The sequence below is a fragment of the Caulobacter sp. GW456-12-1-14-TSB4 genome (assembly GCF_059424195.1).
This window is the reverse complement of record NZ_JBWKZF010000004.1, coordinates 200,096-225,875: the sequence shown is the minus strand read 5'-3', so window position 1 is coordinate 225,875 and position 25,780 is coordinate 200,096. Positions and strand designations below refer to the sequence as shown.

General features: G+C 68.3%; 16 protein-coding genes. 9 read left to right on the top strand and 7 right to left on the bottom strand.

What is annotated here, in order from left to right:
• Positions 1-102 precede the first annotated feature (102 nt).
• The 3 genes from kdgD (at position 103) to AC07YH_RS05625 (ending at position 3,729) form a co-directional block, all read left to right on the top strand.
• Complete coding sequence (gene kdgD / locus AC07YH_RS05635; protein ID WP_494746030.1) at positions 103-1,047, top strand: 5-dehydro-4-deoxyglucarate dehydratase; 945 nt, start codon at positions 103-105, stop codon at positions 1,045-1,047.
• 151 nt (positions 1,048-1,198) lie between these two features.
• Positions 1,199-2,107, top strand: a complete 909-nt coding sequence (locus AC07YH_RS05630; RefSeq protein ID WP_494616465.1) for a LysR substrate-binding domain-containing protein — start codon at positions 1,199-1,201, stop codon at positions 2,105-2,107.
• A 56-nt stretch (positions 2,108-2,163) separates the two neighbouring features.
• Positions 2,164-3,729, top strand: coding sequence for a carboxylesterase/lipase family protein (locus AC07YH_RS05625; protein WP_494746029.1), 1,566 nt, complete (start codon positions 2,164-2,166; stop codon positions 3,727-3,729).
• On the opposite strand, the gene AC07YH_RS05620 is transcribed toward AC07YH_RS05625, so the two are convergent.
• The 3 genes from AC07YH_RS05620 to AC07YH_RS05610 are packed head-to-tail and all read right to left on the bottom strand — an operon-like array spanning position 3,726 to position 8,398.
• On the bottom strand, positions 3,726-5,216 hold the full coding sequence (locus AC07YH_RS05620; RefSeq protein WP_494746028.1) for a right-handed parallel beta-helix repeat-containing protein: 1,491 nt from the start codon (positions 5,214-5,216) through the stop codon (positions 3,726-3,728). The two genes, AC07YH_RS05625 and AC07YH_RS05620, sit on opposite strands and share 4 nt — an antisense overlap.
• Before the next feature lie 18 nt (positions 5,217-5,234).
• The gene (locus AC07YH_RS05615) at positions 5,235-7,079 is read right to left on the bottom strand and encodes a DUF8034 domain-containing protein (RefSeq protein ID WP_494746027.1); all 1,845 of its coding nucleotides are present in this window, start codon (positions 7,077-7,079) and stop codon (positions 5,235-5,237) included.
• A gap of 2 nt (positions 7,080-7,081) precedes the next feature.
• On the bottom strand, positions 7,082-8,398 hold the full coding sequence (locus tag AC07YH_RS05610) for an MFS transporter (RefSeq protein ID WP_494746026.1): 1,317 nt from the start codon (positions 8,396-8,398) through the stop codon (positions 7,082-7,084).
• A gap of 369 nt (positions 8,399-8,767) precedes the next feature.
• Between AC07YH_RS05610 and AC07YH_RS05605 the strand changes: the two genes are divergently transcribed.
• A complete protein-coding gene (locus AC07YH_RS05605; RefSeq protein WP_494746025.1) occupies positions 8,768-11,560 on the top strand; it encodes a TonB-dependent receptor in 2,793 nt (930 codons plus the stop codon).
• A gap of 180 nt (positions 11,561-11,740) precedes the next feature.
• Positions 11,741-14,791, top strand: a complete 3,051-nt coding sequence (locus AC07YH_RS05600; RefSeq protein WP_494746024.1) for a DUF2339 domain-containing protein — start codon at positions 11,741-11,743, stop codon at positions 14,789-14,791.
• A gap of 39 nt (positions 14,792-14,830) precedes the next feature.
• Here AC07YH_RS05600 and AC07YH_RS05595 read toward each other — a convergent pair whose 3' ends face one another.
• A complete protein-coding gene (locus AC07YH_RS05595; protein WP_494746023.1) occupies positions 14,831-15,715 on the bottom strand; it encodes a tyrosine-protein phosphatase in 885 nt (294 codons plus the stop codon).
• A gap of 17 nt (positions 15,716-15,732) precedes the next feature.
• Complete coding sequence (locus AC07YH_RS05590) at positions 15,733-17,994, bottom strand: TonB-dependent receptor (RefSeq protein ID WP_494746022.1); 2,262 nt, start codon at positions 17,992-17,994, stop codon at positions 15,733-15,735.
• Positions 17,995-18,147: 153 nt separating this feature from the next.
• Here AC07YH_RS05590 and AC07YH_RS05585 point away from each other — a divergent pair, with 153 nt between their 5' ends.
• The 3 genes from AC07YH_RS05585 to AC07YH_RS05575 all read left to right on the top strand — a co-directional run bounded on the left by AC07YH_RS05585 (position 18,148) and on the right by AC07YH_RS05575 (position 21,337).
• The gene (locus tag AC07YH_RS05585) at positions 18,148-19,308 is read left to right on the top strand and encodes a TetR/AcrR family transcriptional regulator (protein ID WP_494746021.1); all 1,161 of its coding nucleotides are present in this window, start codon (positions 18,148-18,150) and stop codon (positions 19,306-19,308) included.
• A gap of 56 nt (positions 19,309-19,364) precedes the next feature.
• Positions 19,365-20,717, top strand: a complete 1,353-nt coding sequence (locus tag AC07YH_RS05580; RefSeq protein WP_494746020.1) for an MFS transporter — start codon at positions 19,365-19,367, stop codon at positions 20,715-20,717.
• A gap of 77 nt (positions 20,718-20,794) precedes the next feature.
• Positions 20,795-21,337, top strand: a complete 543-nt coding sequence (locus AC07YH_RS05575; protein WP_494746019.1) for a DUF1353 domain-containing protein — start codon at positions 20,795-20,797, stop codon at positions 21,335-21,337.
• Here AC07YH_RS05575 and AC07YH_RS05570 read toward each other — a convergent pair whose 3' ends face one another.
• The gene (locus tag AC07YH_RS05570) at positions 21,338-21,988 is read right to left on the bottom strand and encodes an HD domain-containing protein (RefSeq protein ID WP_494746018.1); all 651 of its coding nucleotides are present in this window, start codon (positions 21,986-21,988) and stop codon (positions 21,338-21,340) included.
• Positions 21,989-22,126: 138 nt separating this feature from the next.
• On the opposite strand from AC07YH_RS05570, the gene AC07YH_RS05565 reads away from it, so the two are divergent.
• Positions 22,127-23,095 carry a GlxA family transcriptional regulator gene (locus tag AC07YH_RS05565; RefSeq protein WP_494746017.1) on the top strand — a complete coding sequence of 323 codons (969 nt, stop codon included), beginning with the start codon at positions 22,127-22,129 and terminating at the stop codon, positions 23,093-23,095.
• A 39-nt stretch (positions 23,096-23,134) separates the two neighbouring features.
• Here the strand turns inward: AC07YH_RS05565 and AC07YH_RS05560 are convergent, their stop codons facing one another.
• Positions 23,135-25,756, bottom strand: a complete 2,622-nt coding sequence (locus AC07YH_RS05560; RefSeq protein ID WP_494746016.1) for a M14 family zinc carboxypeptidase — start codon at positions 25,754-25,756, stop codon at positions 23,135-23,137.
• Positions 25,757-25,780: the final 24 nt, after the last annotated feature.

Below are 25,780 nucleotides of genomic sequence, written 5' to 3'. Positions count from 1 at the left end.
CCTTTGGTTTAGACCCCGCCGGCCGCCCCCTCTACCGTGATGATCAAGAAGCGGCCCCCTGGGAATGACCCGGTGCGAGGGCCGCCGCTCGGAGAGGACTTCATGAGCCGAATGTCGCCGACGGAAATGGCCCGCCAGCTCGGCGGCGGCCTGCTGTCGTTCCCCGTCACCCATTTCGATGCCGATCACCAGTTCCTGGAAGCGCCCTACCGCGAGCACTGCGGCTGGATGCTGGAGCGCGAGCTGGCCGGTCTGTTCGCCGCCGGCGGCACGGGCGAGTTCTTCTCGCTGCGCCCCGCGGAAGTCGGCCAGGTGGTCCGCGCCGCCGTCGCCGAGACCAACGGCAAGATCCCGGTCATCGCCGGCTGCGGCTACGGCACGGCCATCGCCACCGACCTGGCTGCTGACGCCGAGGCCGCCGGCGCCGACGGCGTGCTGCTGCTGCCGCCCTACCTGACCAACGCCACGCAGGAGGGCCTGGCCGCCCATATCGAGGCGGTCTGCAAGGCCACCAAGCTGGGCGTCATCGTCTACAACCGCGACAACGCCATCATCAACGAGGACACCCTCGAGAAGCTGTGCGAGCGCAATCCGAACCTCGTCGGCTTCAAGGACGGCGTCGGCGATCTGGAGCTGATGATGCGGGTCTATGCCCGCATGGGCGACCGCCTGACCTATATCGGCGGCCTGCCGACAGCCGAGACCTTCGCCCTGCCCTATCTGGAAATGGGCGTGACGACCTATTCGTCGGCCATCTTCAACTTCATGCCGGAATGGGCGCTGGAGTTCTACAAGTCGGTCCGCGCCCGCGACCGTGAGGCCGTGATGGCCGGCCTGCGCGACTTCGTGCTGCCGTACATCACCCTGCGCAACAAGGGTAAGGGCTATGCGGTCTCGATCGTGAAGGCCGGCATGAAGGCCATCGGCCGCGACGCCGGCCCGGTGCGTCTGCCGCTGACCGAACTGACGGCCGCTGAGTTCGCTGAACTGCAAGGCTTGATCGCGGGCGCCACCGCCGGCGACCAGCGCCGCGCCGCCAACGGCTAGGATCAAAGGGGTCGATGCTTCAGACGCATCGACCCGCTTTGCGCACGCGATGAACGCCTTCACGCCTCTCCCTGGCAAGAAGACATTGGCGATCGGTCCGAACGAGCGTCTAGCTTCACGCCTCCAGGGTGTCGTCGATGGGCGTTTTCCGATGTTCGAACTGAGTCAGCTGCGCTGCTTCGTGGCCACGGCAGAGGAGCTGCATTTCGGCCGAGCGGCCCAGCGGCTGAACATGACCCAGCCGCCGCTGAGCCGGCAGGTCCAGCTCTTGGAGCGGATCCTGGGCGTGACCCTGCTGGACCGCACCAGCCGCAATGTGCGCCTGACCCCCGCTGGTCGCGCCTTCCTGCTGGAAGCCCGCCGCATCCTGCGCCTGGCCGAGAGCGCGGCGCTGGCCACCCGCCGCATCGCCAGCGGCGACGCCGGCCAGATCGCCATCGGCTTCACGGCCGCCTCGGGCTACAATTTCCTGCCGCAGCTGGTGATCCGATCCACGGCCCGGCTACCCAACGCCGACCTGACCCTGCGCGAGATGGTCACCCGCGAGCAGGTCGAGGCGCTGCTGACCGGCCAGATCGACATCGGCCTGGTGCGTCCGCCGATGGAGCGGGCCGAGTTCGCCACCGCCCGCGTGCTGTCCGAGCCCCTGGTCGCGGCCCTGCCCACCGGTGACCCGCGCCTGGCCAAGGCCACCCTGACCCTGGCCGACTTCGACGCCGCCCCGCTGATCATGTATTCGCCCGAGGGCGCGGGCTATTTCTACAACATGCTGACGACGCTGTTCGACGCCAACGGCGTGGCCCCGAACTACGTCCAGCACGTCACCCAGATCCACTCGATGCTGGCCCTGGTCCATGCGGGCCTCGGCGCGGCGATCGTGCCCGAGGCGGCCATGAGCCTGCACTTCGACGACGTGCAGTTCCGGCCCGTGGCGACCACGCCCGACCGGCCGGTCGAGCTGTACATGGCCTGGCGCAAGGACAACGAGAGCCCGATCCTGCAGACCTTCATCGACCTTTGCCTGGCCGAGGCCCCGCCTTCGGAGTCCGGCGCGCGCTGACGCGTCCTCTCCCGGCGGGCCAAGACCCAACGACAAGAGACTTGGGAGAGACGTTCATGACCCTCGATCGCCGCGCCGTGCTGGCCGGAACCCTGGCCGTGGCCGCCGCCACGCGCGTCAACGCCGCCGGTCGCGCCGCGCCCGTGGCGACCACCAACGCCGGCCGGGTACGCGGGGCCGAGGTCGACGGGATCAAGGTCTTCAAGGGCGTCCGCTATGGGGCCGACACCTCCTCACGACGGTTCCAGCCGGCCCAGGCGGCCCAGCCCTGGAAAGGGATCGCCGACGCCCTCGCCTACGGAGCGGCCAGCCCGCAGACCAAGGCCGACGAAGGGACCAGCGAGGACTGCCTGTTCCTCAATGTCTGGACACCCGGCGTGGCCGACGGGAAGAAGCGGCCGGTGATGTTCTACGTCCACGGCGGGGCCCACGCGAACGGCTCGGGGTCGAGCCCGCTTTACGACGGCACCTGGCTGGCCAAGACCTACGACGTGGTGGTGGTGACGGTGAACCACCGGCTGAACTGCTTCGGCTACAGCTATCTGGCGCGGTTGGGCGGGCCCGAGCTGGCCGACAGCGGCAATGTCGGCAACCTTGACCTGATCCTGGCCCTGGAGTGGGTGCGCGACAACATCGCGGCGTTCGGCGGCGATCCCGGCAACGTCATGACGTTCGGCCAGTCGGGCGGCGGCGGCAAGGTGGTGACCCTGATGGCCATGCCGCGCGCGGCGGGCCTCTACCACAAGGTCGCGACCATGAGCGGCCAGCACGTCACGGCCATGGGCCCGATCCACGCCACGATCCGCGCCAAGGCGTTCATGGAAAAGTTGGGTCTCAAGCCCGGCGAGGTCGAGAAACTGAAGACCCTGCCGGCCGCCCAGTTGGTCGATGCGCTGAAGATGCGCGATCCGCTGGAGCGCAAGGGCAATATCATCTTCTGGTCGGTGCTGGACCACGGCGTCCTGGCCCGCCATCCGTTCTATCCGGACGCCCCGCGCGAGAGCGGCCACATCCCGATGATCATCGGCAACACCCACGATGAGACCAAGGCCTTCCTGGGCGGCGATCCCAAGAACTTCGCCCTGACCTGGGAGGAACTGCCGGGCAAGCTGGACAACGAGCTGGTGCTGGACATGTCGCCCGAATATCTGGTCGCCAAGTACCGCTTGCTCTATCCGAACTACAGCCCGTCGGACTGCTTTTTCGCTATCACCACGGCGGGCCGCTCATGGCCGGGCCATCTCATCCAGGCGGAGCAGCGGGCCAAGATCGGCGCGCCGGCCTGGATGTATCAGCTGGACTTCGGCGCCCAGACCGACCCGAAGATGGGCGCCTACCACACCTACGACATCCCGCTGGTGTTCGGCACGCTGGACGCCAAGGAGTCGAAGACGGGCACCGGGCCAGCGGCCCAAAAGGTCCGAGATCAAATGAGCGCAGCGTTCGTGGCTCTAGCGCGCACGGGCGATCCGAACAACGCGGCGATCCCGGCGTGGGAGAAGTACACCCTGCCCCGCCGGCCGACGCTGCTGTTCAACGAGACCTCGAAGATGGTCGATGACCCGCGCAAGGAAGAGCGCGAGCTGTTCTCGGCCGCGCCGTTCCTGAAGGAAGGGACCTAGCGGAGGCTGGCGGGCTTGGAGAACGCCGAGCTCGCCCCCGCCGCTGTAGTGGATGTGGCGGTGATGGCCGAGCCGGCCGCCGCGCCGTCGACCTGACCGGTGAAGGCCGCCTTGCCACTGGCGTCGGTGACGGCCTGGATCGAGCCCAGATAGCGCTCGCCCTCGGCTGTCCCGGCCTTGCTGGCGAAGACCTCGACGGTGACCGAGGTCTCGGGCGGGCCTTGCAGGACGCCCTTCACGGCGACCTTGCCGGCGGTCACGCGGACCGAGGTCAAGTTCGGCGGCTGCAAGCCGAACTGCGGCGGTGCGTGGCAGGTCGCCGGATCGTCCTTGCCCGTGCAGACCACGGCCGCCCCAGCCTTGTCGAACACCACGCCCATGCCGCGCGAGCCGACGAAGCTGCCGTGCTCCAGGCCCGGCGGGCCGACGACGATGCCGCCTCGGGCCAGCTTCGGATCGCAGGAGCCACCCGCTGAGCAGCGCATGATGGGCAGGCCGTTGCCGGCGATCACGTTCTGGCTGATCCGGTTGGCGGCGACCTTGGCCTCGGGCCGCACCGCGATGCCGACGCCGTTGCCGCGGATTTCGTTGCCCACGACCATGTTGCTCGCGCCGGTCAGACTGATCCCGAAGGCGTTGCCCTCGAAGACGTTGGCGCCGACATAGTTGCGCGCGCCCCAGTTGGATTGCAGGCCGTCGGAGTAGCGCGTGAAGCGGTTGCGCACGACGGTGTTGTCGTTGCCCCACAGGATCTCGATGCCCTGCGAGGGCTCCAGATTGTCGATCCCGCCGTCGAAGACATTGTCGGCGATCAGGTTGAAGGCCGCGCCGCGCGTCAGCTCCAAGCCGTCGCCGTTCTCCAAGAAGGTGTTGCGCAGCACCTTGTTGTCCAGGGTCGTGTTCGAGGTCGAGCCGCCCTTGCCGTCGTCGCCGCTGAGCATGACGCCCGCGCCGCCGATGTTGCGGACAATGCGGTTGTCGATGACCACCGCGTTGGAGGTCCGCAGGATCAGCACGCCAATGCAGAAGTTGCGGATCTCCAAGCCGCGCAGGGTCACGCCCTTGGTATCGACCAGAGCGAAACCTGGATTGCTGGCGGTGCGCACATTGGTGCCGTACTGGCCCGGGACCATGCCGGGGCAGGACTTCAAATCGCGCGGCAGGTAGCCCGAGCCATCGACGACGTTGTGACCGCCTGAGCGCAAGAAAGCTCGGCCTTCGATGCTCACCGGCCCCTTGATCGGCGGCAGGGCCGACTTCAGCACGATAGTCGGGACGGCGATCTCGATGCGGTAGCGGCCGGGCTCGGTGTTGCTGGTCGCGATCGCCCATCGCAATGAACCTTGGGCCTCGTCGTCGGCCTCGCGATCGACCAAGAGCAGTGTGGTCTCGCCGCCGGTGTTGGCCGGACCGCCGGCGGCGACGGCCGCGATCGGCTTGGGATCAGGCGCCTGGGTGAGCGCCAGCGCCAGGACAACACCGATCATCGATCCCTCCGAAGGTCGTTAGACCCTGTCCCACGGGAAGGTCAGGGTCGGGGCGTTCGTATAGCGCTTCATCTTCAAGGTGAGCCGCGCGCCGGCGCCGGCGGCCAGGCGCAGGGTGAATGCCGAGGAATCGACCGGTTGCGCCGTCCCCTCGCCCACGGCCGCGCTCAGGATCTGGTGCTCCGCATAGGCGCCGCCCTGCACCGTCACGGTGCGCGACGCGACCTGGTTGGTGTTGACTAGGGTGACGAGCGTCTCGTCCTCACCCAACTTCTCCACCAGGGCCGCAACATCCTGCGGGACGCCCGCGCGGCGGCGCTCGGGATCGAACCAGCGCAGGCGCGTGTAGTGCAGCGCCCCGCCCTGGGCCGGCGAGGTGCCCGACCATGGCGGCCGGGCGATCTGGATGCCGCCTTCCATCAGGTGGATCAGCGCCGTGACGCTGGCCGGATTGATGTCCAGGGCCGCGTCGGCCAGGCGGGTGTCGGGCGTGGTCTTGTCGTCGCGCTGGGCCTGGGCGCGGGCGCGGACCCGTTCGAGGTCGCCACGCAGGGCCTTGGTCGGGAAGCCGGCGTCCTTGCCATCCAGATAGTTCAGCCACGGATGCTCGGCGGCGCGAGCGCGGTCGCTGGCCTTCTGCGACATGTACCAGATCTCGAGGCCGTTCAGCCGGTACTCGCCCGGCGCATAGCCGTACCAACCCTTGGCGCCATACATGCGCGGGGTCTGGACCTTGCCGTCGATGGTCTTCTTCTGGGCGTTGATGACGTCGTTCTGGCGACGCCAGACGTCGAGATACTTGTCGTCGCCGGTCAGCAGATAAGCGTTGAGGAAGCCGACCACGGCGCGCGGCACGCGGTTGCGATCCTCGCGTTTGCCGGTCTGGGGAACCAGCGGCGAGAAGCCCCAGCCGTAGGTCCCGCTCCACCACTGGCCCTTGGGTCCGCCGATCTTGCCATCCAGGCCGATCTTGCTGGGCAGGACGTCGCCATTGGCCTTGGCCCGGTCGATCCAGGCGTCGACATACGACACGATCCAGTCGCGGTACTTCGGCTCGTGGTCCAGCATGTAGGCGTTCAGCACCAGGCTGGTGGCCTGCAGGTTCAGCGGCGCATCGCCGACCACGTCGCCATACTCGTCGTAGTGGTGCAGCGTCTGCTCGTAGGTGTCCTCGCCGTGCTCCATGAAGAAGTTCGTCGGGTCGAACCGGTCACCGGCCCAGTCCAGGGGCGTGGCCGGACGCAGCATCGGACCCTTGCTACCGGTGATCATGCTGCGGATGATCTTCAGCTTGGGATCGTAGTTGGCGACCGCCTTGTCCTCGCCGGTATAGAAGCCCGAGAAGCGCTTCACCCTGTCGCGGTACTTGGCGTCATAGGGATCCGACAGCGCCAGCAGGTTGAACACCGACAGCCCTTCGGACAGGTGCTGCCAGTCGGTCATGACCGGGAACTCGCGGTAGTACATGCCCTCGCGGGCGAACGGCACGTCCTTGGTCTTGGCGGCCGTGTACTGGGCGACATTGCCGTCGAAGGCCTTCTTGGCCATGGCCAGCAGGCTGTCGCCGCCGCCCAGCGCATGGAGGGTCGGCCAGTCGTTGACGTTCTCGATCGCGTCGTCGGGACCGTCATTGGCGCCCCAGCGCTCGACCGCCCGCAACCAGCCGCGCTCGTCGAAATAGCGGGCGAAGAAGGCCTGACAGGCTTCTTCGTTGGCCTTCAGCAGTTCGCGTTGCAGCAGAGCCCATTCGGGCGGCGCCATCGGCGTCGAGACGGTGGCGATCGGCGCGGCCGAAGCCGGACGCGCCAGGGCGGCGAAGACCAGGGCCGAGGCGCCGGCCAAAACGGAACGACGGGTGGTCATGCTCAGACGGCCTTCAGTTCCAGACGCTGGATTTTCCCCACGATCAGGAAATAGGCCAGGATGCAGATCACGCAGTGGGCGCCGACGAAGATCAGCGCGCCGTCGAACGAGCCGGTCGCCTTGACGATGTAGCCGATGACGATGGGCGTCACGATGCCGGCGACATTGCCGAAGGTGTTGAAGATGCCGCCGGTGACGCCGGCCATCTCCTTGGGCGAGGTGTCGGCCACCACCGCCCAGCCCAGCGACGCCACGCCCTTGCCGAAGAAAGCCGCGGCCATGATCACGATGACCAGCCACTCCTGCTCGACGTAGTTGCAGACGATGATGCAGGTGGCCAGCACCATCCCGAGCAGCAGCGGCGTCTTGCGGGCGATGTCCAGATTGCCGGTCTTCTTCAGCAGGCCGTCCGAGATCATCCCGCCCAGGATGCCGCCGGCGAAGCCGCACAGCGCCGGCAAGGCGGCGGTGAAGCCCGCCTGCAGTATCGACAGGCCGCGCTCCTTCACGAGGTAGATCGGGAACCAGGTGACGAAGAAATAGGTCAGCACGTTGATGCAGTATTGGCCCAGATACACGCCCAGCAGCATGCGATTGGTCAGCACCTGCTTGACGTTGGCCCAGTTGAAGGCCGCGCCGTTGGCTGCGTTCTTCTCTTCCATCCGCACCAGGCCGCCGCCGGCCTCGATATAGTCGACCTCGGCCTTGTTGACGGCCGGGTGGGCCAGCGGGCTGTGGATCAGCTTGGCGAAAGCAATGGCGGCGACGATGCCGACGCCGCCCATCACCCAGAACACCGAGCGCCAGCCGAAGCTATGGGCCAGCCAGCCCATCAGCGGCGCGAAGGCGACCAGCGAGAAGTACTGCGCCGAGTTGAAGATCGCCGAGGCCGTGCCGCGCTCCGAGCCCGGGAACCAGGCCGCGACGATGCGGGCATTGGCCGGGAACGAGGGCGACTCCCCCAGGCCGACAGCGAAGCGCATGGCGAACAGCAGGCTCGCGGCCATGAGACCAGTGAAGAAGCCCGCCAGGCCCTGCAGGGCGGTGAACAGCGACCAGACCACCAGCGAGATGACGTAGATCGTCTTGGAGCCGAACTTGTCCAGCAGCGCCCCGCCGGGAATCTGGCCCAGGACGTAGGCCCAGGCGAAGGCCGACAGGATGTAGCCCATCGCCACCGGGTCCAGACCCAGCTCCTTCGACGCCGACTGGCCCGCGATCGAGAAGGTCGCGCGGTCGGCGTAGTTGATGGTGGTGATGATGAAGAGAACCGTGATGATCAGCCAACGCACGCGCGTCCGCTTGGCGGCTTCGGTCATCCTTGGTCCCCTTCCCTGATAAGCCGATCTGACGTCGGCGTGGGTGAAGGGACGCTAGAGGCCGTCGCTCACCAGGTCTAAGTCAATTCGCCTATGGACCGATCCAACGCAGGCATGGATTGAGCCCGATCGCGCATCGAATCCGCCCCGCGCCTCGACCTCGCCCCTGCGGATACCACGGAAAGCGCCGCGCAATCGGTTGCACATCCCGATATCCGCATCGATCCGTGCCGAACGCGCATAGGTTCATACCCGATTGGGATTGGCCCTCGACGAAAATCCGCACCTATCCTGAAGCCAACCAAGAAGGCGACCCGATCGTCTTCGGCATGAATGAGACCCGCGAAACGCGGGCACTGGGAGGGAACCATGTCGACCAACCACAAGACCGCCCTGCGCGCCGCCCTGGCGCTGAGCGCCTCGGCCCTGACCCTGGCGATCGCCAGCGCGGCGACCGCTCAAGAAGCCCCGCCGGCCCAACCGGCCAGCGACGAAGTCGAGGCTGTCGTCGTCACCGGCTTCCGCGCCAGCCTGCAGAGCGCCATCAACATCAAGCGCAGCTCCAGCGGCGTCGTCGACGCCATCAAGGCCGAGGACATCGCCCAGTTCCCCGACCTGAACCTGGCGGAATCCCTGCAACGCATCCCCGGCGTCTCGATCTCGCGCATCAACGGCGAAGGCCGCCAGATCACCGTGCGTGGCCTGGGCTCGGAATATACCCGCGTCCGCATCAACGGCATGGAGGCCATCTCCACTACCGGCGGCACGGCCAACAGCGGCGGCACCAACCGCGGTCGCGGCTTCGACTTCAACGTCTTCGCCTCGGACCTCTTCAACAGCATCGCGGTGCGCAAGACCGCCTCGGCCGATGTCGAGGAAGGCTCGCTGGGCGCCACGGTCGACCTGAACACCTCGCGGGCCTTCGACAGCCGCAAGCCCCAGCTCGTGCTGTCGGCGGGCGCCAGCTACAATGACCTGTCCGAGAAGACCACGCCGCGCGTCTCGGCCCTGGCCAGCCGCACCTTCTTCGACGGCAAGCTGGGCATCTTGCTCTCGGCCGCCTACGAAGAGCGCCACCTGAAGGAAGAAGGCGCCAACATCACCCGTTGGGCCGTCGGCGGCAGCAACGGCGGCTTCAACGCCGCCTCGACCGTGCCGGGTTACACCCTGGCCCAGATCAACAACACCAACACGACCACGGGCATCTTCGCTCCGCGCATCCCGGCCTATGTCAGCTACGACATCAAGAACAAGCGCACGGGCCTGGCCGGTTCGATCCAGTTCAAGCCGGACTCCAACACCGAGATCAATCTCGACATGCTGTACGCCTATCTGGCGGGCGTGCGGAAGGAAGCCCAGCTGCAGGCCATCGGCCTGTCGCGCGCCACGACCGGCAAGCCGGAGACGATCATCCGCGACGGCGTCGTGGTCGGCAGCGACCTGGTCCAGGCTCGCATGGACAATGTCGATCTGCGCACCCAGGCGGCCTATGACGAGCTGAACACCGAGTTCAAGCAGACCACCCTGTCGGCCAAGCACAACTTCGGCGACCGCTTCGTTCTGGGCGGCGTCATGGGCTTCGCGGACTCGACCTTCACCCAGCCGGTCTCGACGATCATCACCTTCGACCGGGCCAACAGCCAGGGCTATGCCTACGACTTCCGCAGCAGCCGCGCCCCGGGGATCACGCTGGGCTTCGACCCGACCGATCCGGCCAACTGGTCGGCGATCAACGGCACCTCGGAAGTGCGCATCCGCCCGACCTTCGTCGAAAACCAGTTCTCGACCGCCAAGGTCTATGGCGAGTGGGAAGCCAACCAGAACCTGAAGCTCAAGGCCGGCGTCGACTGGCGCAAGTTCGAATACGACAGCTACGGCCTGTACCGCACCAGCGAGACCGTCAGCCAGACCCTGACCCCGGCCCAGCTGGCCTCGGTGTCGACGGTGTTCAGCGGCTTCGGCAAGGGCCTGGGCATGCCGGCCGGCAACGCCACCGCCTGGCTGGTGCCCGACATCGACAAGTACAACGCCCTGCTGAACATCTACAGCAACACCGGCATCTACGCCCTGACCGGCACCAACAACACCTCGGCGCGCGGCCAGTACGGCGCGGTCGAGGAGCGCGACACCGGCGCCTACGTCCAGGCCGAGTTCCGCTTCGAGGCGTTCGGCCTGCCCTTCCGCGGTGACGCCGGCGTGCGCCACGTCAAGACCAAGCAGGAGTCGGCCGGCTACGCCGCCGTCGGCGGCTCGGTCCAGCGCGTCGAGGTCAAGCGCGACTACGACCTGACCCTGCCCTCGTTCAACCTTGCGGCCGACGTCACCGACACCTTCGTGGCTCGCTTCAGCGCCGCCAAGACGATCGCCCGTCCGGGCATCGGCTCGCTGTCGCCCGGCGGCGACGTCGCGGTGCAGGGCGCCAACCGCAGCTTCAGCTCGGGCAACCCGTACCTGAATCCGACCCAGTCCAAGAACCTGGACGTCTCGCTGGAATGGTACCCGCAGTCGGGCACGATGTTCGCCGCCGGCTTCTTCTACAAGAAGATCAACACCTTCGTGGCCACCCAGAGCGAGCAGCGCGTCTACAACACCCTGGGCCTGCCGGACTCGCTGATCGCCGGCACCTCGGCCACGCCGGACATGCTGTTCCAGGTCTCCAAGCCTATCAACACCAAGGGCGGCGACCTGAAGGGCTTCGAGCTGAACGTCCAGCAGCCCTTCACCTTCCTGCCGGGCTGGCTGAGCCACTTCGGCGTGATCGCCAACTACACCTACGTCGCCTCCAAGATTGAGTATCCGACCTCATCGACGGCCGGCTCGCCGGTGGTGATCAACGACCTGATCGGCCTCTCCAAGAACGCCGCCAACGCGACGCTCTACTACGAGACCGACAAGTGGAGCGTCCGCGGCTCGCTGGCCTATCGCGCCGGCTACCTGACCCAGGTCCCGGGCAGCGACGGCAACACCGTCCAGGGCACCAACGAGACCCTGAACGTCGATATGCAGGCCAGCTGGAACATCCGCGAGAACCTGAAGCTGTCGCTGGAAGGCGTGAACCTGACCGACGAGTTCAACGACCAGTACGTCGGCGATAGCAACCGCCTGAACGTCTACACCCACAGCGGCCGTCAGTTCATCGTCGGCCTCCGCTACAACTTCTAACTCTAGGCTTTCTAGGCGTCCTTCCTCTTCCCCCGCCTAGCACTACGGCGCCGCTCCTGCCTCCCGGGAGCGGCGCTTTTTCTTTGAGCGGTCGGCCTACTCTCGACTTAAGGTTTCATTGAGCGCTTACCTCGCATACCGGGATAGAACGACGGTAGGCCGCAGGACGAGGCGCGCGAGATGGAATGGTTGCTGTTCCTGGGTCTGGGGATCTGGGTCTATCGACAAGGCCAGACGATCCGCAGCCTTGAACGGCGCCTGGACGCGGTGAGCCAGTTGGAGCAGCCGGCGCAGCGCCCTGCTTCATTCACCGTGCAAGAGACCGCGTTCGCCGAGGCGATGGCGACGTTCCCGCCTCTGGAACCGGAACCTCTCGCGCCGTACGTCCCGGCCTCCGAACCCGAGCCCGAGATTCGACCTGAACCCGTCGCGGCCGAGCGGGCTTTGCAACCCGAGCCCGTCGTCATCCCGCCTCCCCCTCAGACGCCGCGCCCTGCGCCGGCGCCGCGTCCCGCGCCGACCATCACCCGCGAGTCGGTCTCGACCTGGCTGTCGGAGAACGGCCTGGCCTGGATCGGCGGCGGCGGCCTGGCGCTGGGCGGCTTGCTGCTGGTGGCCTATGCCGCCCAGCGCGGCCTGTTCATCCCCGAGTTCCGCATCGCCCTGGCCGTCCTGCTCGGCGCGGCGATGCTGGGCGCCAGCGAGTGGATCCTGCGCCAGAAGCCGTCGATCGCCGGTGGACGCCACCTGCTGGCCGCCGCCGTCTCGGCTGGCGCCGGGGCCGTCACGCTGTACGGCGCCGTCTGCGCGGCCCACGGCCTCTATCATCTGATCCCGCTGAGCGTGGCAGCGATCCTGGCGGCCGCGATCTCCCTGGGATTGCTGGCGCTGTCGCTCAGACACGGCGAGCCCCTGGCCCTGGTTGCGGTGATCGGCGCGGTGCTGACGCCGGCCTTCACCGGCCTGCCCGACTGGTCGCCCTCGGCCTTGACCGCTTACGCCGTCCTGATCGGCGCGACAGGCTTTTCGATCTCGGCCCTGCGTCTGTGGGGGAAGGCGAGCGCCGCGACCATCATCGGCCTTCTGCTGCTGAGCGGCGCGCCCCTGGAAGAACACCACGACGTGTCGGCCATGATCATGCAGGCCCTGGCGGCTATCGGCCCCTTCGCCGCGACGCTGTGGCGACGTCGCTTCCGGCTCGAGGATCCGCCCGAAGCCGACTTCTGGGGCCTGCCCGTCCTGGCGTTGGTCCTGACCACCCTGGCCTCGCTCGGCCTCTGGCTCTACGGGCCGTTCACGAACGGTCCTCTTCCGACCGCCGTCCTGCTATCCGGGTTCTTGATCGCCCTGGCGGCGGTCATGGCGACGCGTGACGTGATCCCCTCGGGCCTCTTCGCCATGCCGGTCGGCGTGGCGATCGTCTGCCAGCTGGTGGTCATGATCATCCACATCCGCTCGCCGACCCTCTCGGCTCAACTGCCGTGGCTCTACGCGCTGACCGCCCTGATCCCGGCCGCCGCGCTGTGGACGGCGCTCCAACTCCCGGCCGTGAAGCGCACACGCGTCTTGGCCATCGGCGGGATCGGCGTCGCGATCGTGGCAAGCCTGACCTGGCCCATCCTGTACGCGGCGGACATCCGGTTCGGCTGGACGCCCGCGGCGATCCTGGCTGCCGCCCTGTTCGCCGCCGCGGCGCTGATCGCGCGCCGTGTCGAGCAGGCCTCGACCGACCGGGGCCTGGCGCTGTGGCTCGCCGCCGCCGCCGAGATGGCCTTCCTGGCCATACACGCCGCCACCGCCCCGCGCTTCGAGCCCGCCGCCTTCGGCCTGGCCGCTGCCGTCCTGGCCTTCGCCGCCTGGCGTCTGCCCTGGCGCGGCCTTGCGCCCGCCAGCGTGGTCGGCGGCCTGATCGCTTTCGTCGCCATGCTGCGCCCGGCGTTCCTCGGCGAGACCCTGGATGGCAGGCTGCCCCTGCCGATCATGCTGGCCATCAGCGCCGTGGCCGCCGCCCTGCTGATCGTCTCCGCCACGCTGATCTGGAAGGGTCGCAATGAGACCGTCCGCAACGAGGTCGAAGCCCTGCGCGCCACTGCCCTGCTGATCGTCATGCTGGCCGCGTTCGCCGCCTTGCACGTCCTGCTGGCCGGTCCGCGCTTCCAAAGCGGCGACGGCCTGCTGGAAGCCTCGCTGCGCACCCTGATGCTGCTGAGCACGGGCCTGCTGCTGGTGCTGCGCCAGCGTCCCGACGACGGCCCGATCACCCGCTGGCGCGCGGTGATCGTCGTCACCCTGGGCATGGTCCACGGCCTGCTGCTGCAAGGCCTGGTCTGGAACCCCTGGTGGGGCGTGGGCGAGCCCCCGGCCGGACCGCCTGTGCTCAACACCTTGATCCTCTCCTACCTCGCCCCCGCCGGCCTGCTGGCGGCGATCGCCTGGCGTCGCAAGCCGGCGGACGATCGCTGGACGAAAGGCTGGGTCTTGGCCGTGCCGCTCTTCGCGCTGCTGTGGGCCGTGCTAGCGGTTCGGCACCTCTTCCACGGCATCGACATGCACGGCGCGTTGATCGGTCGAGCCGAGGGCGCGGCCTACGCCATCCTGGCCCTGCTCGCCGCCCGTCAGTTGGCCTCGCCGCGTCTGGCCAGCCGAGGCGCAACGCATTGGTTGGCCAGCGCCGCACCGGCCTTCGGCTGGATCGCGCTGATCGCGGCCGCCCTGGTGTTCGGCCTGCGCGCCAGTCCCTGGTGGGGCCCCTTCAACGAACCGCTCGCGCCGGTCAGCGCGGCGGTCCTGCTGTTCGGCCTCTACGCAGCCGGCGCTCTCGCCATGCTGAGCCTGCGTCGCGGCGACACGCCGTTCGACCGCACCGCCCTGGCCGGAGCGGTCGGCGCCCTGTTCGTGCTGCTGACCCTGCTGATCCGCTACGCCTTCCACGGCGCGGACATGCACGCCACCACGCCCGGCGAAGGCCTGGAGACCTGGACCTTCTCGGCGCTATGGGCGGTGTTCGGCCTGGCGGTGCTGGGCCTGGGCGCGGCGCGCAAGGACATCGTCCTGCGCTGGGCGGGCTTGGCTGCGCTCTTGTTTACGGCTGCCAAGGTCGTGCTGTTCGATCTGGCGCGACTGGAAGGCGTAACCCGCGCCGCCTCGTTCCTGGCCGTCGGCGGGTTGTTCCTGGGCGGGGCCCTGCTGGCGCGCCGCCTGAACGCGCGGCATCAGCCGGAAGATGTCTAAGGAAAGCACGGGCGCTGTCAGCAGCGCCCGCGCCGGTTCCTACGTCGTCGTGTAGAGCTTCCGCAGCTTCAGCAGGTCGGCCTTCGACAAGCCGAGTTCGTCACGGAAGTAACCCTCGGCGCCGCCGGCATGGCCGTCGATCACCTTGAACACGCCCTCGATATAGCTACGGTCCACGCCCATGAACGCCTGCAGCACCGCCGGCGGCATACGCTTCCAAGCCTGGGAAGCCGCGTCGTCCTGCGTCACCGATTTCCTCGGGTCGAAGTAGCGGTTGCTGAGCAGATAGTCCTCGATCACCGTCTCGCGCGGTACGTCCAGGGCCGTCAGGATCAGGGCGGCGGCGACACCTGTCCGGTCCTTGCCCGCCGAGCAGTTGAAGGCCAGAGGCGTGTCGCCGGCCAGCAGTTGGGCGAACATCCGACGGTACTGGCCGTTGAACGTCTTGAGCATCTGCGGGTACTGCGCGGCCATGGCCGCCTTCGCCTGTTCGGCGGACCAGCTTCCAGCCTGGCGGAAATCAGCGCCGCCCATGCTGTCCATGCCGTAGTCGTCGGCGAGGATGCGCGGCGCCTTGCCTTCCGGCCAGCGCACCGGGGCGGCCTTGCGCTCCTCGATGCTGCGGAAGTCGCAGACCGTGCGGATGCCCAGCTTGGCCAAGTAGAGGAAATCGGCGTCGGTCAGGCCGTTCATCGCGCCAGAACGGTAGAGCACGCCCCAGCGGGTGGTGCGGCCGTCGCGGGTGCGATAACCGCCCAGGTCGCGGAAGTTCTGCCCGCCCTGGAGCGGCAACACGCGGTCGTGCGCGACCTGGGCCTGCACGGACGGGGCCTGCACGGACGGGGTCTGGGCGTGGAGCGTCCCGGCGAGCGGCGCCAGGAGGGCGAGCGCGCCGAACGCGCTCGCGAGGATGTATTTGCGCATCATGTCCTCCCTTGGCCTTAGAAGCGCAGCGTGGCGTCGAGGCCGAACGTGCGCGGCTCATTGAAGATTCCGTAGTCGCCGATGGCGACCCAGGCGGCGTGGCTCTTGCCGACCAGGTGCTGCTCGTTGAGCAGGTTGCGGGCCCAGAGCGCCAGCTCCAGCTTGCCGTCGCGGCTCAGGTCCACGCCGGCCAGCGCCAGGCGGCCGTTCACGATGAACGAGGCGTCGGTCAGCGTCGCCTCGCCGGCCATGGACCGGTAGCCGTCGGCGATGTTGGCGTCGAGGTGAGCCTTCAGCATCGCCGCGCCGCCGCCGACCGGCAGGGTGTAGTCGGCCGAGACGCTGCCGGCGTTCTTGGGCGTGTTGGTGACGTAGACGATCGTCGGGATGCCCTTGTTGAACGGATTGGGCGCGGCCGGCAGCTTGGCCTCGGTATAGGCGTAGCTGGCCGAGATCGTCAGGCCCGGCAGCGGGGCCAGCGAGCCGTCGACCTCGAAGCCCTTGATCGTGCCGCGACCTTCGGCGTTGGTGGTCTCGATCGTGGTGCGGTTGGTGCCGGCGTTAGGCGCCAGGAAGTCGATCTGGATGTCGGTGTAGCGGGTCGAATAGGCCGCCAGGTTCAGGCGCGCGCGCTTGTCCCAGAAGCTGGTCTTAAGGCCGCCTTCGAAGGTCGAGACGTTCTCGGGACCGTACGAGCGATAGGTCAGCGAGCGCGAATTGGCGCCGCCCGCGCGATAGGCCGTGCCCCACTTGCCGTAGACTTCGACGTCGCTGCTGGGGTCGAAGGTCAGGATGACCTGCGGGTCGAAGTGGCTCTTGGCGAAGTCGAACTTGTAGGCCGTGTCGGCGCCGTTGACCTTGTAGAGCTCGCCGCTCTTCTCGTCGTGGGTGTAACGGCCGCCGGCCGTCAGGCGCAGCTTGTCGTCCAGCACCGGCGGCGTCCAGGTCGCCTGGCCGAAGGCGGCGTAGCTGTCGGCCACGGCCGTGCTGGCGCGGTCCGGGAACGGCGTGGCCGCACCGGCGCCAAAGGTCGGGATCGGCGTGGCGACCGTGCCGTCGGCATTCCAGCGCATGGTGCTGGGCGTCCAGGCGTCGTCGTCGCCGGCCTCATGATAGTAGTAGAGCCCGCCGACATATTGCAGTCGGGCGGCGTCGCCGACCAGCTGGAGTTCCTGGCTGAACTGGTGCTGGCGCATCGAGGCCAGGCTGTAGCGGCCGAAGGCGCCGTTCGGGACGAACGGGCCGGCGTGCGCGCCGATGCCGTTGTCGTACTGGTTTTGCCGCAGGTGACGCCAGGACGTGATCGAGCGGACCTCCAGGTCCTCGCTCGGGCGCCAGCTCATGTGCAGGCCATAGCCGTAGGTCTCGCCGACGCTGGGCTGTTCGGGCACACCGATGTCGGCGCTGTAAGCGCGATCCGGCTGAACCTTGACCAGCGGCGCCAGCGCGGCCGTCGCCGGATTCTTGGCGACCAGCTGGACGTAGTAGGAGGTCGAGGCGTCGTAGCTGTAGTCAGCGTCCAGCTGGGCGCTGAAGTTGCTGCTCGGCTCCCACAGCGCGCCGATATGCGCGCCGCGACGGTCGAACTGGTTGAAGTCGTCGGCGCCCTGGAAGGGGTTCTTCACCGTGCCGTCGCGCTTGGCGATCAGGCCGTCGAACTTGACGCTGACATTGTTGACAGCCGGCAGGTTCAGGTGGGTCTCGGTCGAGTAGCCGCCAAGGTTTCGCACACCGACAGTCTGGCGCAGGTCGAAGTCGCCGGTCGGCTTGCGCGAGACGATGCTGACCGCGCCGCCGACCGAGTTGCGGCCGAACAGCGTGCCTTGCGGGCCCTTCAGCACCTCGACGCGCTCGATGTCCATCAGCGCCATGCCCAGGCCCTGGGCGCGGCCCAGATAGACGCCGTCGATATACATGCCGATGCCGGCGTCGCGGCTGGGCTGGTTCGGGTCGCCGCCGGTGATGCCGCGCACGCCGATGCTCAGCGCCGAGTTGCGGGTGAAGGTCGGGGTGACGCGCAGCGACGGCACGGCGCCGTCCTTCAGGTCCAGCAGGCTCTCGACGTGGCGGGCGGTCAGCGCCTGGGCGTCCAGCACCGAGATGGCGATCGGCGTCTTCTGGACGTTGGTCTCACGCTTTTCGGCGGTGACGATGATCTCGCTCAGCCGGGCGTCGTCCGCCTTGCCGGCGTCTTCCGCGTGCGCGGCCATCGGCGCGAAGAGTCCGAATGCGGCGCTAGCCAGCATCACGGCTCGGAAGGTCGAAATTTGCTGCCTCATGGAGGTCCCCTGATCTCAAGTTGGCGGCTAATTAGATCGCCTGTATGTAATCCGTGTGACACTTGTCTGGAGCGCCGAGATCGCGGAATATCGCTTACGAACAAGGGAAACCCGATGCCGTCGAAGCCGTCCGAACAAGGCGAAAAAGCGCACTTGTCTGCACAAAAGCTGATTGCCGCGACGCTTTCGGCCTGGGAATTGGAGGGCAGCGGCGGCGTTTCGGGGCGTTCGCTGGCCGGATCGGCGGGACTGCCGATGTCGGCGATCTACTACCATTTCGGCGATTTAGATCGCTTGTTGGAAACCGCGCAGGCCGAGGCGCGGGCCGAAACCGAGCGCTGGTGCGCCGCACAGTTGGACGCGATCGGCGTCGATGTCCGGGGTCCGGCGGCGCTGGGTCCTTTGATGGCCACTCTGATCGATGACTGGTGCGAGACCCGCCGCACCCTGGCCTTCGCCCGGCGCGAGGGCCAGGTCATGGCCATGCGCGACGAGCGCCACGCCCCCGCCTGCGCCAAGTGGGACGATCTCTGGCTGGGCTTCTGGCGGGAAGTCTGCGAGCGCCTCGACCTCGCCGACCTGGCCACACTCAACAGCTGGATGTTCGACGGCGCCAGCGGCCTGCACCTGATGCGCTGGCGGCGCCCGGTCGACCGGGCCGCGCTGTCCGAGCTCTGCGACGGCTGGGGCAATTGGGCGGATGGACGGGTCGCGGGCGAAAGCCCATGGTTCGAGGCGGCCAAGCGCGACGCCCTGGCGTTGATGCCGCCGCCGCCGCCCGAGGACGAGACGGCCAAGACCATCGCGGTCGCCGCCGCCGCCGTCGTGGCTCAGCGCGGCGTCACGGGCCTGACCCACCGCGCCGTAGCCGCCGAGGCCGGCCTGACCCTGGGCGTGGTGTCCTACAAGTTCCGCACCAGCGCCGACCTGCTGAAAGCCGCGTTCGACACCATCTATCGCCGCCTCGCCCCTTCGACCAGCGAGCCGCTGCCGGCGACCAGCGGCGGCCATATGCGTCCGACGCTGGGCCGGGCGGACCTGCTCGGCACCGAGGAGCTGGGGATCGCCGCCTCGCGCGATCCTCAATTCAGCGCCTTCGCCGCCCAGCTGCGCTATCTGCGCGGCGCCGCCTCGGGACGCGTCATGCAGCGCCAGCTCGGACCGGAAGTCCAGATGACGCCGATCGACGCCGCCATCGCCTCCTCCATGATGGGCGGGCGCGTCCGGGCCTATGTGGCCGGCGGACGGGCCCAGGACCCCGATCCGGAGCATGGCGATTTCGGACCCCTGCTGGCCCGGTTCGCGCATCGGTAGACCGGTCACATGACCGTCATCGCCGCATCGGACAATGCGACGACAAGGGGGTCGTCGTGCGCGCCAATCACCAGAAGCGGCCGAACGAGCGGCTGAGCCTTTTCGGGCTCATCGTCTTCTCGTCGCCGATGCTGATCATGCAGGCGATCGAGGTGCCCTGGCGGACCTATCTGCCCAGCCTGTTCGCCACCCAGTTCGGCCTGCCGCTGGGCGCGATCGGCGCGCTGTTCATGGCCATCCGCATCTTCGACTGCGCGGTCGAGCCGGCCATCGCCTGGGCCAGCGACCGCTTTCCGACCCGCTGGGGCCACCGCCGCCCCTGGCTCGTCGCCAGCGCGCCGCTGATCATGCTGGGCGCGACGGGGGTGTACTTCGCCTGGCCCTGTACCAGCCTGTTCAGCGTCGCCCTCGCCTGCCTGGTGCTGCACCTGGGCTACGTCATGCTGGTCACGCCGCACGGCGGCTGGGGCCTGGAGCTGGCGAGCGACGCCGACGAGCGCCTACGGATTTCGGGCGGCAAGATCTGGTTCGGGATCGCCGCGACCCTGGCGGTCCTGCTGCTGCCGTCTGCGCTGGAGCGCGGCCTTGGCATGGACTTGAAGGGTCAGGTGGCGGCCCTAGGCGTCGCACTACTGATCCTCTGCCCGCTGGTCGTCGCCCTGGTGCTGCGCTTCACGCCCGAGCCGGACCTCGCCCCCGGCCGCGCCTCACAACTCGCCAATCCGCTACGGCTCTATGCCGGCGTGCTGAGCGCGCCAGGCCTGCGGTCGGTGCTGCTGTTGCACGCCCTGTCCGGCTTCGCTCAAGCCGCTGGCGGCGCGGTCTTTCTGTTCCTGGTCGATGGCGCGCTAGGCCTGAAGGGTTGGGGCAGCACACTACTGCTGATGCAGACCGCCGTGGCGCTGGTGACCACCCCGGTGTGGGCCAAGCTCGGTGCCCGGATCGACCGGCGCACCCTGCTGATGCTGAACTACGGCTGGCAGCTGATCACAGCGCCGCTGGTCCTGCTGCTGCCGGCCGGCATGCTGGCTCCAACCATCGCCTTCCTGCTGCTACGCGGTCTGTTCGCTGGCCTCGACTTCCTGGCGTTGCGGACGATGGTCTCCGACATCGCTCGCGACTCCGCCGCCGCCGGCCTGCAGTGCGGGGCCAGCTGCCACTCGGTCAGCAACATCACCCTGCGGCTGGCCATGGGCGTGGGCGCCTGGCTGGTCCTGTCGCTGCTGTCCCTGGTCGGGGCCGAAGGCGCGGCCCTGACCGCCGGCGTCACGGCCGAAGGCGGCCTGATCGTCCGCGCCGCCTATGCCCTGCCCTCGATGATGGCCGGCGCGGTGGGCCTCCTGATCCTGGGTCAAATGCAGCCCAGGAGCGTACTCACCAAGACAGCAAGATATGGTAGCGTCGCGTAACACCGTTCCGGGAGGGCGCGCGTGATCAAGACCCGCAAGGCCATTTTCGCGGCGACCGACATCCAGCCGGGCTATGCATGACCGACGCCGCGCCCCCCAGCCGCTTCAAGGGCAAGCTCTATCTGGTGCTGCTGGAACGGAAAGACCGCCAGTCGATCCGCAGCGGCCGCTCGCTCTGGGCGCTGCAGCAACCCCTGATCTACGAAACCGGCGAGCATCGTCACGAGCAGATCACCATCCCCGCCGGCTTCGTCACCGACCTGGCCTCGATCCCGCGCCTCGTCTGGTCGTTCTATCCGCCGGACGGCCCCTGGGTGAAAGGCGCGGTCATTCACGACTTCCTCTACTACACGCAAGGGGACGGCGAGTGGTACGGCCGGCACGGCGTGCCGGAAGGCCGGCGCTACAGCCGCGCCGAGGCGGACGGAGTCCTCTGGGAAGCGATGACGGATCGCGGCGTCGGGCTGTGGGGCAAGGTCGTCATCTGGTCCGCCGTTCGACTGGGCGGCTGGATCGGCTGGGCCCGGAAACACCGCAAGCCCCGTCCGCATCCGACGCCCGCCGCCCTCACGTCCGAGCCAACGAAACCCAAGACCCGCCGCCCCAAGACCGCGACCTGATCAGACCGCGATCGGCCAGGCCGAGCCCAGGATGATCGAGCAGAAGTTCTGGCGCTGGAAGTTGCCCGGGTCCTTCAGGGCCAGGACGTCGGCCTTCACATTGCCGAATGTCGTCTCCGGCTTGTGGGCGATACCTTCGGCGAAGTGTTCGATGATCCCTTCCTTGAAGTTCGCCTCGCGCGGGTGGCAGGCGCAGACCTGGCGGCGATGCTCGGGACTAAAGGCGTGGAAGTCGATGCCCAGGACGTCCATCTCGACGCCGGCCGTGACCAGGGCCACGGTCGGGCGCATGTGCTCGGGCACGCCCGGCGTGGTGTGCAGGGCAATCGAGGCCCAGACGTCGTCGACGTCGCGCTCGGGGATGTCGTAGGCGGCCAGGAAGTCACGCGCGGCGTTGGCGCCGTCGATCTCGAAGCGCAGGTCCGGGCTGGAATGGGCCTTGGTCAGGCCCACGTCGTGGAACATGGCCCCGATATAGAGCAGCTCCGGATCATAGCTTAGGCCGCGCCGCTTGCCGGCCAACGCGCCCCACAGGAACACCCGGCGGCTGTGGTTGTAGAGCAGGTCGTCCTCGATATCGCGGACCAGCTGGGTCGCGGCCTTGGCCATGGCGCTGTCAGGAATCCGCACGCCAGCAATGATCTCAGTCATGTCGTTCTCCAGCCGCCGTGTCTGGCGGCCTCAAGGTTCTGACGCCGGAGCACGCGCGGGCCAACGACGCGGGTCCGTCGGTTCGCGACAACGACACGTCGATTGCGGACAGCCTCGATTGCCCTATGTCAGGAAGCCATGCCGACCCAGACCATCGCCCTGGTGATCCACGACGGCGTCCAGGCCCTGGACGTCGCCGGCCCCGCCGACGTCTTCGCCGAGGCCAACCGGTTCATCCCGGCGGATGACGCCTACGAACTGCTGCTGGTCGCGCCGATGCTGGCGCCGCTGCGCACCTCCAACGGCACGCGGATCTTGCCGGACCAGACGCTGGACGAGACGCGGGATCACGATCACGCCGTAGCGCTGGTTGCCGGCGGCCCCGGCCTACCCGCCTCTGAACCCGACGTTGAGCTGTCCGACTGGTTGAGGGCCCAGGCTGCCCGAGGCGGCGTCGTCGGCTCGGTCTGCAACGGGGCGTTCAGCCTGGGTCACGCGGGGTTGCTGGACGGACGCCAGGTCACCACCCACTGGCAGGACGCCGAGCGCCTGACGACGCTGTTCCCGGCCGCGCGGATCGAGCCGGACCGCATCTTCGTCTGGGATGGCGACCTGGTGACCTCGGCCGGCGTCACCGCGGGCATCGACCTGGCCCTGGCCATCGTCGCGCGCCGCCAAGGTCCGGACGTCGCCCTGGCCGTGGCCAAGCGGCTGGTCGTCGTGGCCCAGCGTCAAGGCGGCCAGTCGCAGTTCAGCCCGTTCCTGACCACGGTCGCCGAACCGTCGTCGCCCGTCGGCCGCGCCCAGGCCCATCTGATGGCCCATCTGACGACCCGACCGTCGGTCACGGCCCTGGCCCAGGCGGCGGGCGTCAGTCCGCGCAACCTCTCGCGCCTGTTCCTGGCCGAGACCGGGATCACGCCGGCGGAGTTCATCAACCGCGCCCGCATCGATCGGGCGCGCAACCTGCTGGAAGCCGGAGACCAGCCGTTAAAGGCCATCGCCTATGACTGCGGCTTCGGCACCGCCGATCGCATGCGCCTGGTGTTCGAGCGCCGACTCGGCCTGTCGCCGAGCCAGTATCGGCGGCAGTTCAGTCCAGCGTAACGGGCGCATCCGCCGTCAGTGCGGATGCGCCCCTCGTCGCTACCGAGCGCTGGGCGTCAGCTGGTTGGCGAAAAACAGGCTGTTGATCAGCAGCCGCTCAGTCCCCAGCCAGTACTTGCGGTGCGCCGGATCGTCGGCGAACAGCACGAGGTTACCCTCCCCGACCCGCGCCACCTGGGCCCAGACCGTGCCCGCCGCCTGCTTGCGCAGGGCCTCGGGCAGGTAGCCGTTGACCACCGGCTGGGCGTCGATGCGCACCACGTTCGAGAAGGCGTCGGCCACCGGCTTGAGGGTGACGTCCGTCTCCTTGTTCACGAACAGCGCCCGCTCGCTGAGGCCGAAGGCCAGCGGGTGGGTGATGTCGGCATCGGCCGACAAGGCGTTGCCGGAGCTGCGCTTTTCGGCCAGGGCGTCGCGTCGGGCGGCGAAGTCCTGACGCTCGTCGGGCTTGGGCGCATCGGCCTTGGCGGCGTCCGGCTCGGCCGCCTTGGGCGCGGGACCGGTCAGGTTCTTGGACACCGCCCACTTGGAGGCCGTCCCGAAGGTGACCAGCGAACCGCCGGCCTGGACCCAGCGGCGCAGCACCGCCACCGTCTCGTCGCTCCAGTCGTCGTAGCGGCCGCCGGCTAGCACGATACTGGTGTAGTCGCCGAGCGGAACGCGGCGCAGCTGGGCCGGGTCGAGCTTGGTCGCCGGCCAGCCCAGGCGTTCGCTGAGCGAGTACCAGGTCGAGCCGATCTCGGTGGCGTTGATCCCCTCGCCCATGACCAGGGCGATCTTGGGCTTGCGGATGGGCCGCACGCTCTCGCTGCCCAGATCGACGCCCGACAGGCTCTTGCCCGAGGTCAGGGCGTAGGCCGGCACGCCGGCCACTCGCGCGGCCTTGTCGACATCCGCCCGCAGGTCGGCGGCGGAGACGCTCTGACCAGCTGCGGTCACGATCAACGTACCGCGTGCGAACGTCGTCTGGCCGCCCTGCACGCCGGCCGAGAACGGATCGAACGCGACCCGGACCTTGACGTCGTCGCTCAGCAGCGCCGTCAGCGCCTTGGGCGCGTTCAGGTCGCGCCAGTCGATGGCGTAGGCATAGGCCGTCTCCGGGCCGACAACGCCGCCAGCGGCGACAGGCGGCGCCGTCATCACCGCGCCGAGCGCCGGCGCCTTGGCCAACCGCCCCACACTGAGATCATAGGCCGGCGCGATGGCGTAGGAGGTGCTGCCATAGACTCCGCCCTTGGTCGGCGGCGTCGGCTCGAAGATGGAGTGGACCAACCGGAATTGCGGCTGGGCAGACGGCACGATCCAGGCGCTGCCGGGCGAATAGGCTTTGCCGTCGATGGTCACCGGCGCGGCCAAGGCGCGGACCTCGATATGGTGCTGCAGCAGCAGATCCAGGGTCTGGCGCGACAGGCCGACATTGGCCGGATCGCCGAACACGAAGGCGCCGACCTTGTAGCGGCGACCGTCCTCGACGGCCGAGCGGAAGGTGTCGCGCTGGAGCTTGAACAGGCCCTCGCGCTCGGTCACCGCGCCGCGCACCGAAGCCAGGCCCGTGGCGACCTGATTGCGGATCGTGAAGCCGAAGGTGACCGGGCCGCTGGCCGTGTCCTGGACGAGACCCCGCGAGCTGGCCTGCTCGACCGTGACGCCGACGCCGCCATGGAAGTCGGGATAGGTCGAGCCGTAGACCGCCGAGAAGTTGTCGTAGTTCTCGCCCGTGTAGTAGAGCGAACCCAGGTCATCCAGGGCCTTGGCGTGATACTTGGCCAGCACCTTGTTGAACGCGTACGAGGCCTTGGGCAGCAACGGGCTTTCCATGCTCTCGGGCGAGGGCTCGAAATAGTAGGTGCTGCCCGATCCCATCTCGTGGAAGTCGATCTGAACGTTGGGCAGCCAGCGCTGGAACACCGCCAGCTTGGCGCGCGTCTCGTTCTGGGTGATCGCCAGCCAGTCGCGGTTCAGGTCAGTGAAGTAGTGGTTGGTGCGGCCCATCGGGAACGGCTCGACATGCTCCTTGTCGAGCGGATCGGCCACCGGCGGGTTGCTCTTCCACGCATTGTGCCAGTTGGCAGCGCGGTCACGGCCGTCCGGGTTCTGGGCCGGGTCGATCAGGATCACCGACTTGTCGAGCCAGTCCTGGACCTCCGGCGAACGATTGGCGACCAGGTAATAGGCCGTCAGCAGCGCGGCCTCGCCGCTGGACGTCTCGTTGCCGAGGACGCCGTAATAGAGGCCGACCACCACCGGCGTCTTGGCCGGATCGGGCGCGGCGGCGTTGGGATCGGCCAGGGCGGCGTGGGCCTTCTGAATGTCGTCGATCCGCGCCTGGTTGGCCGGCGAGGTCACCAGCACCGCCAGGAGCGCCCTGCCCTCGTAGGTCTTGCCGATCTCCTGGACAGTGATCCGGTCGGACAGCCGGTCCAGTTCCTTGAAGTAGGCCACGACCTGGTCGTGACGCGTGTACTGCGTGCCGATGGCGTAGCCGAGGAAAGCTTCCGGCGTCGGGATGGCCGGGTCGAAATCGGCCGCTGCCGCCTTGGGGAAGTAGTAGCTGACCGGCTCGGCCGACGCGGCGAGCGGCGCGGCCAGGACGCCGACGGACAGGCTCGCGGCGAGCAACGCCGCCGGTGCGGCGCTGCGGATCCAGGTTTTGATGGACATGATGCTTACTCTTTCAGGAACGGC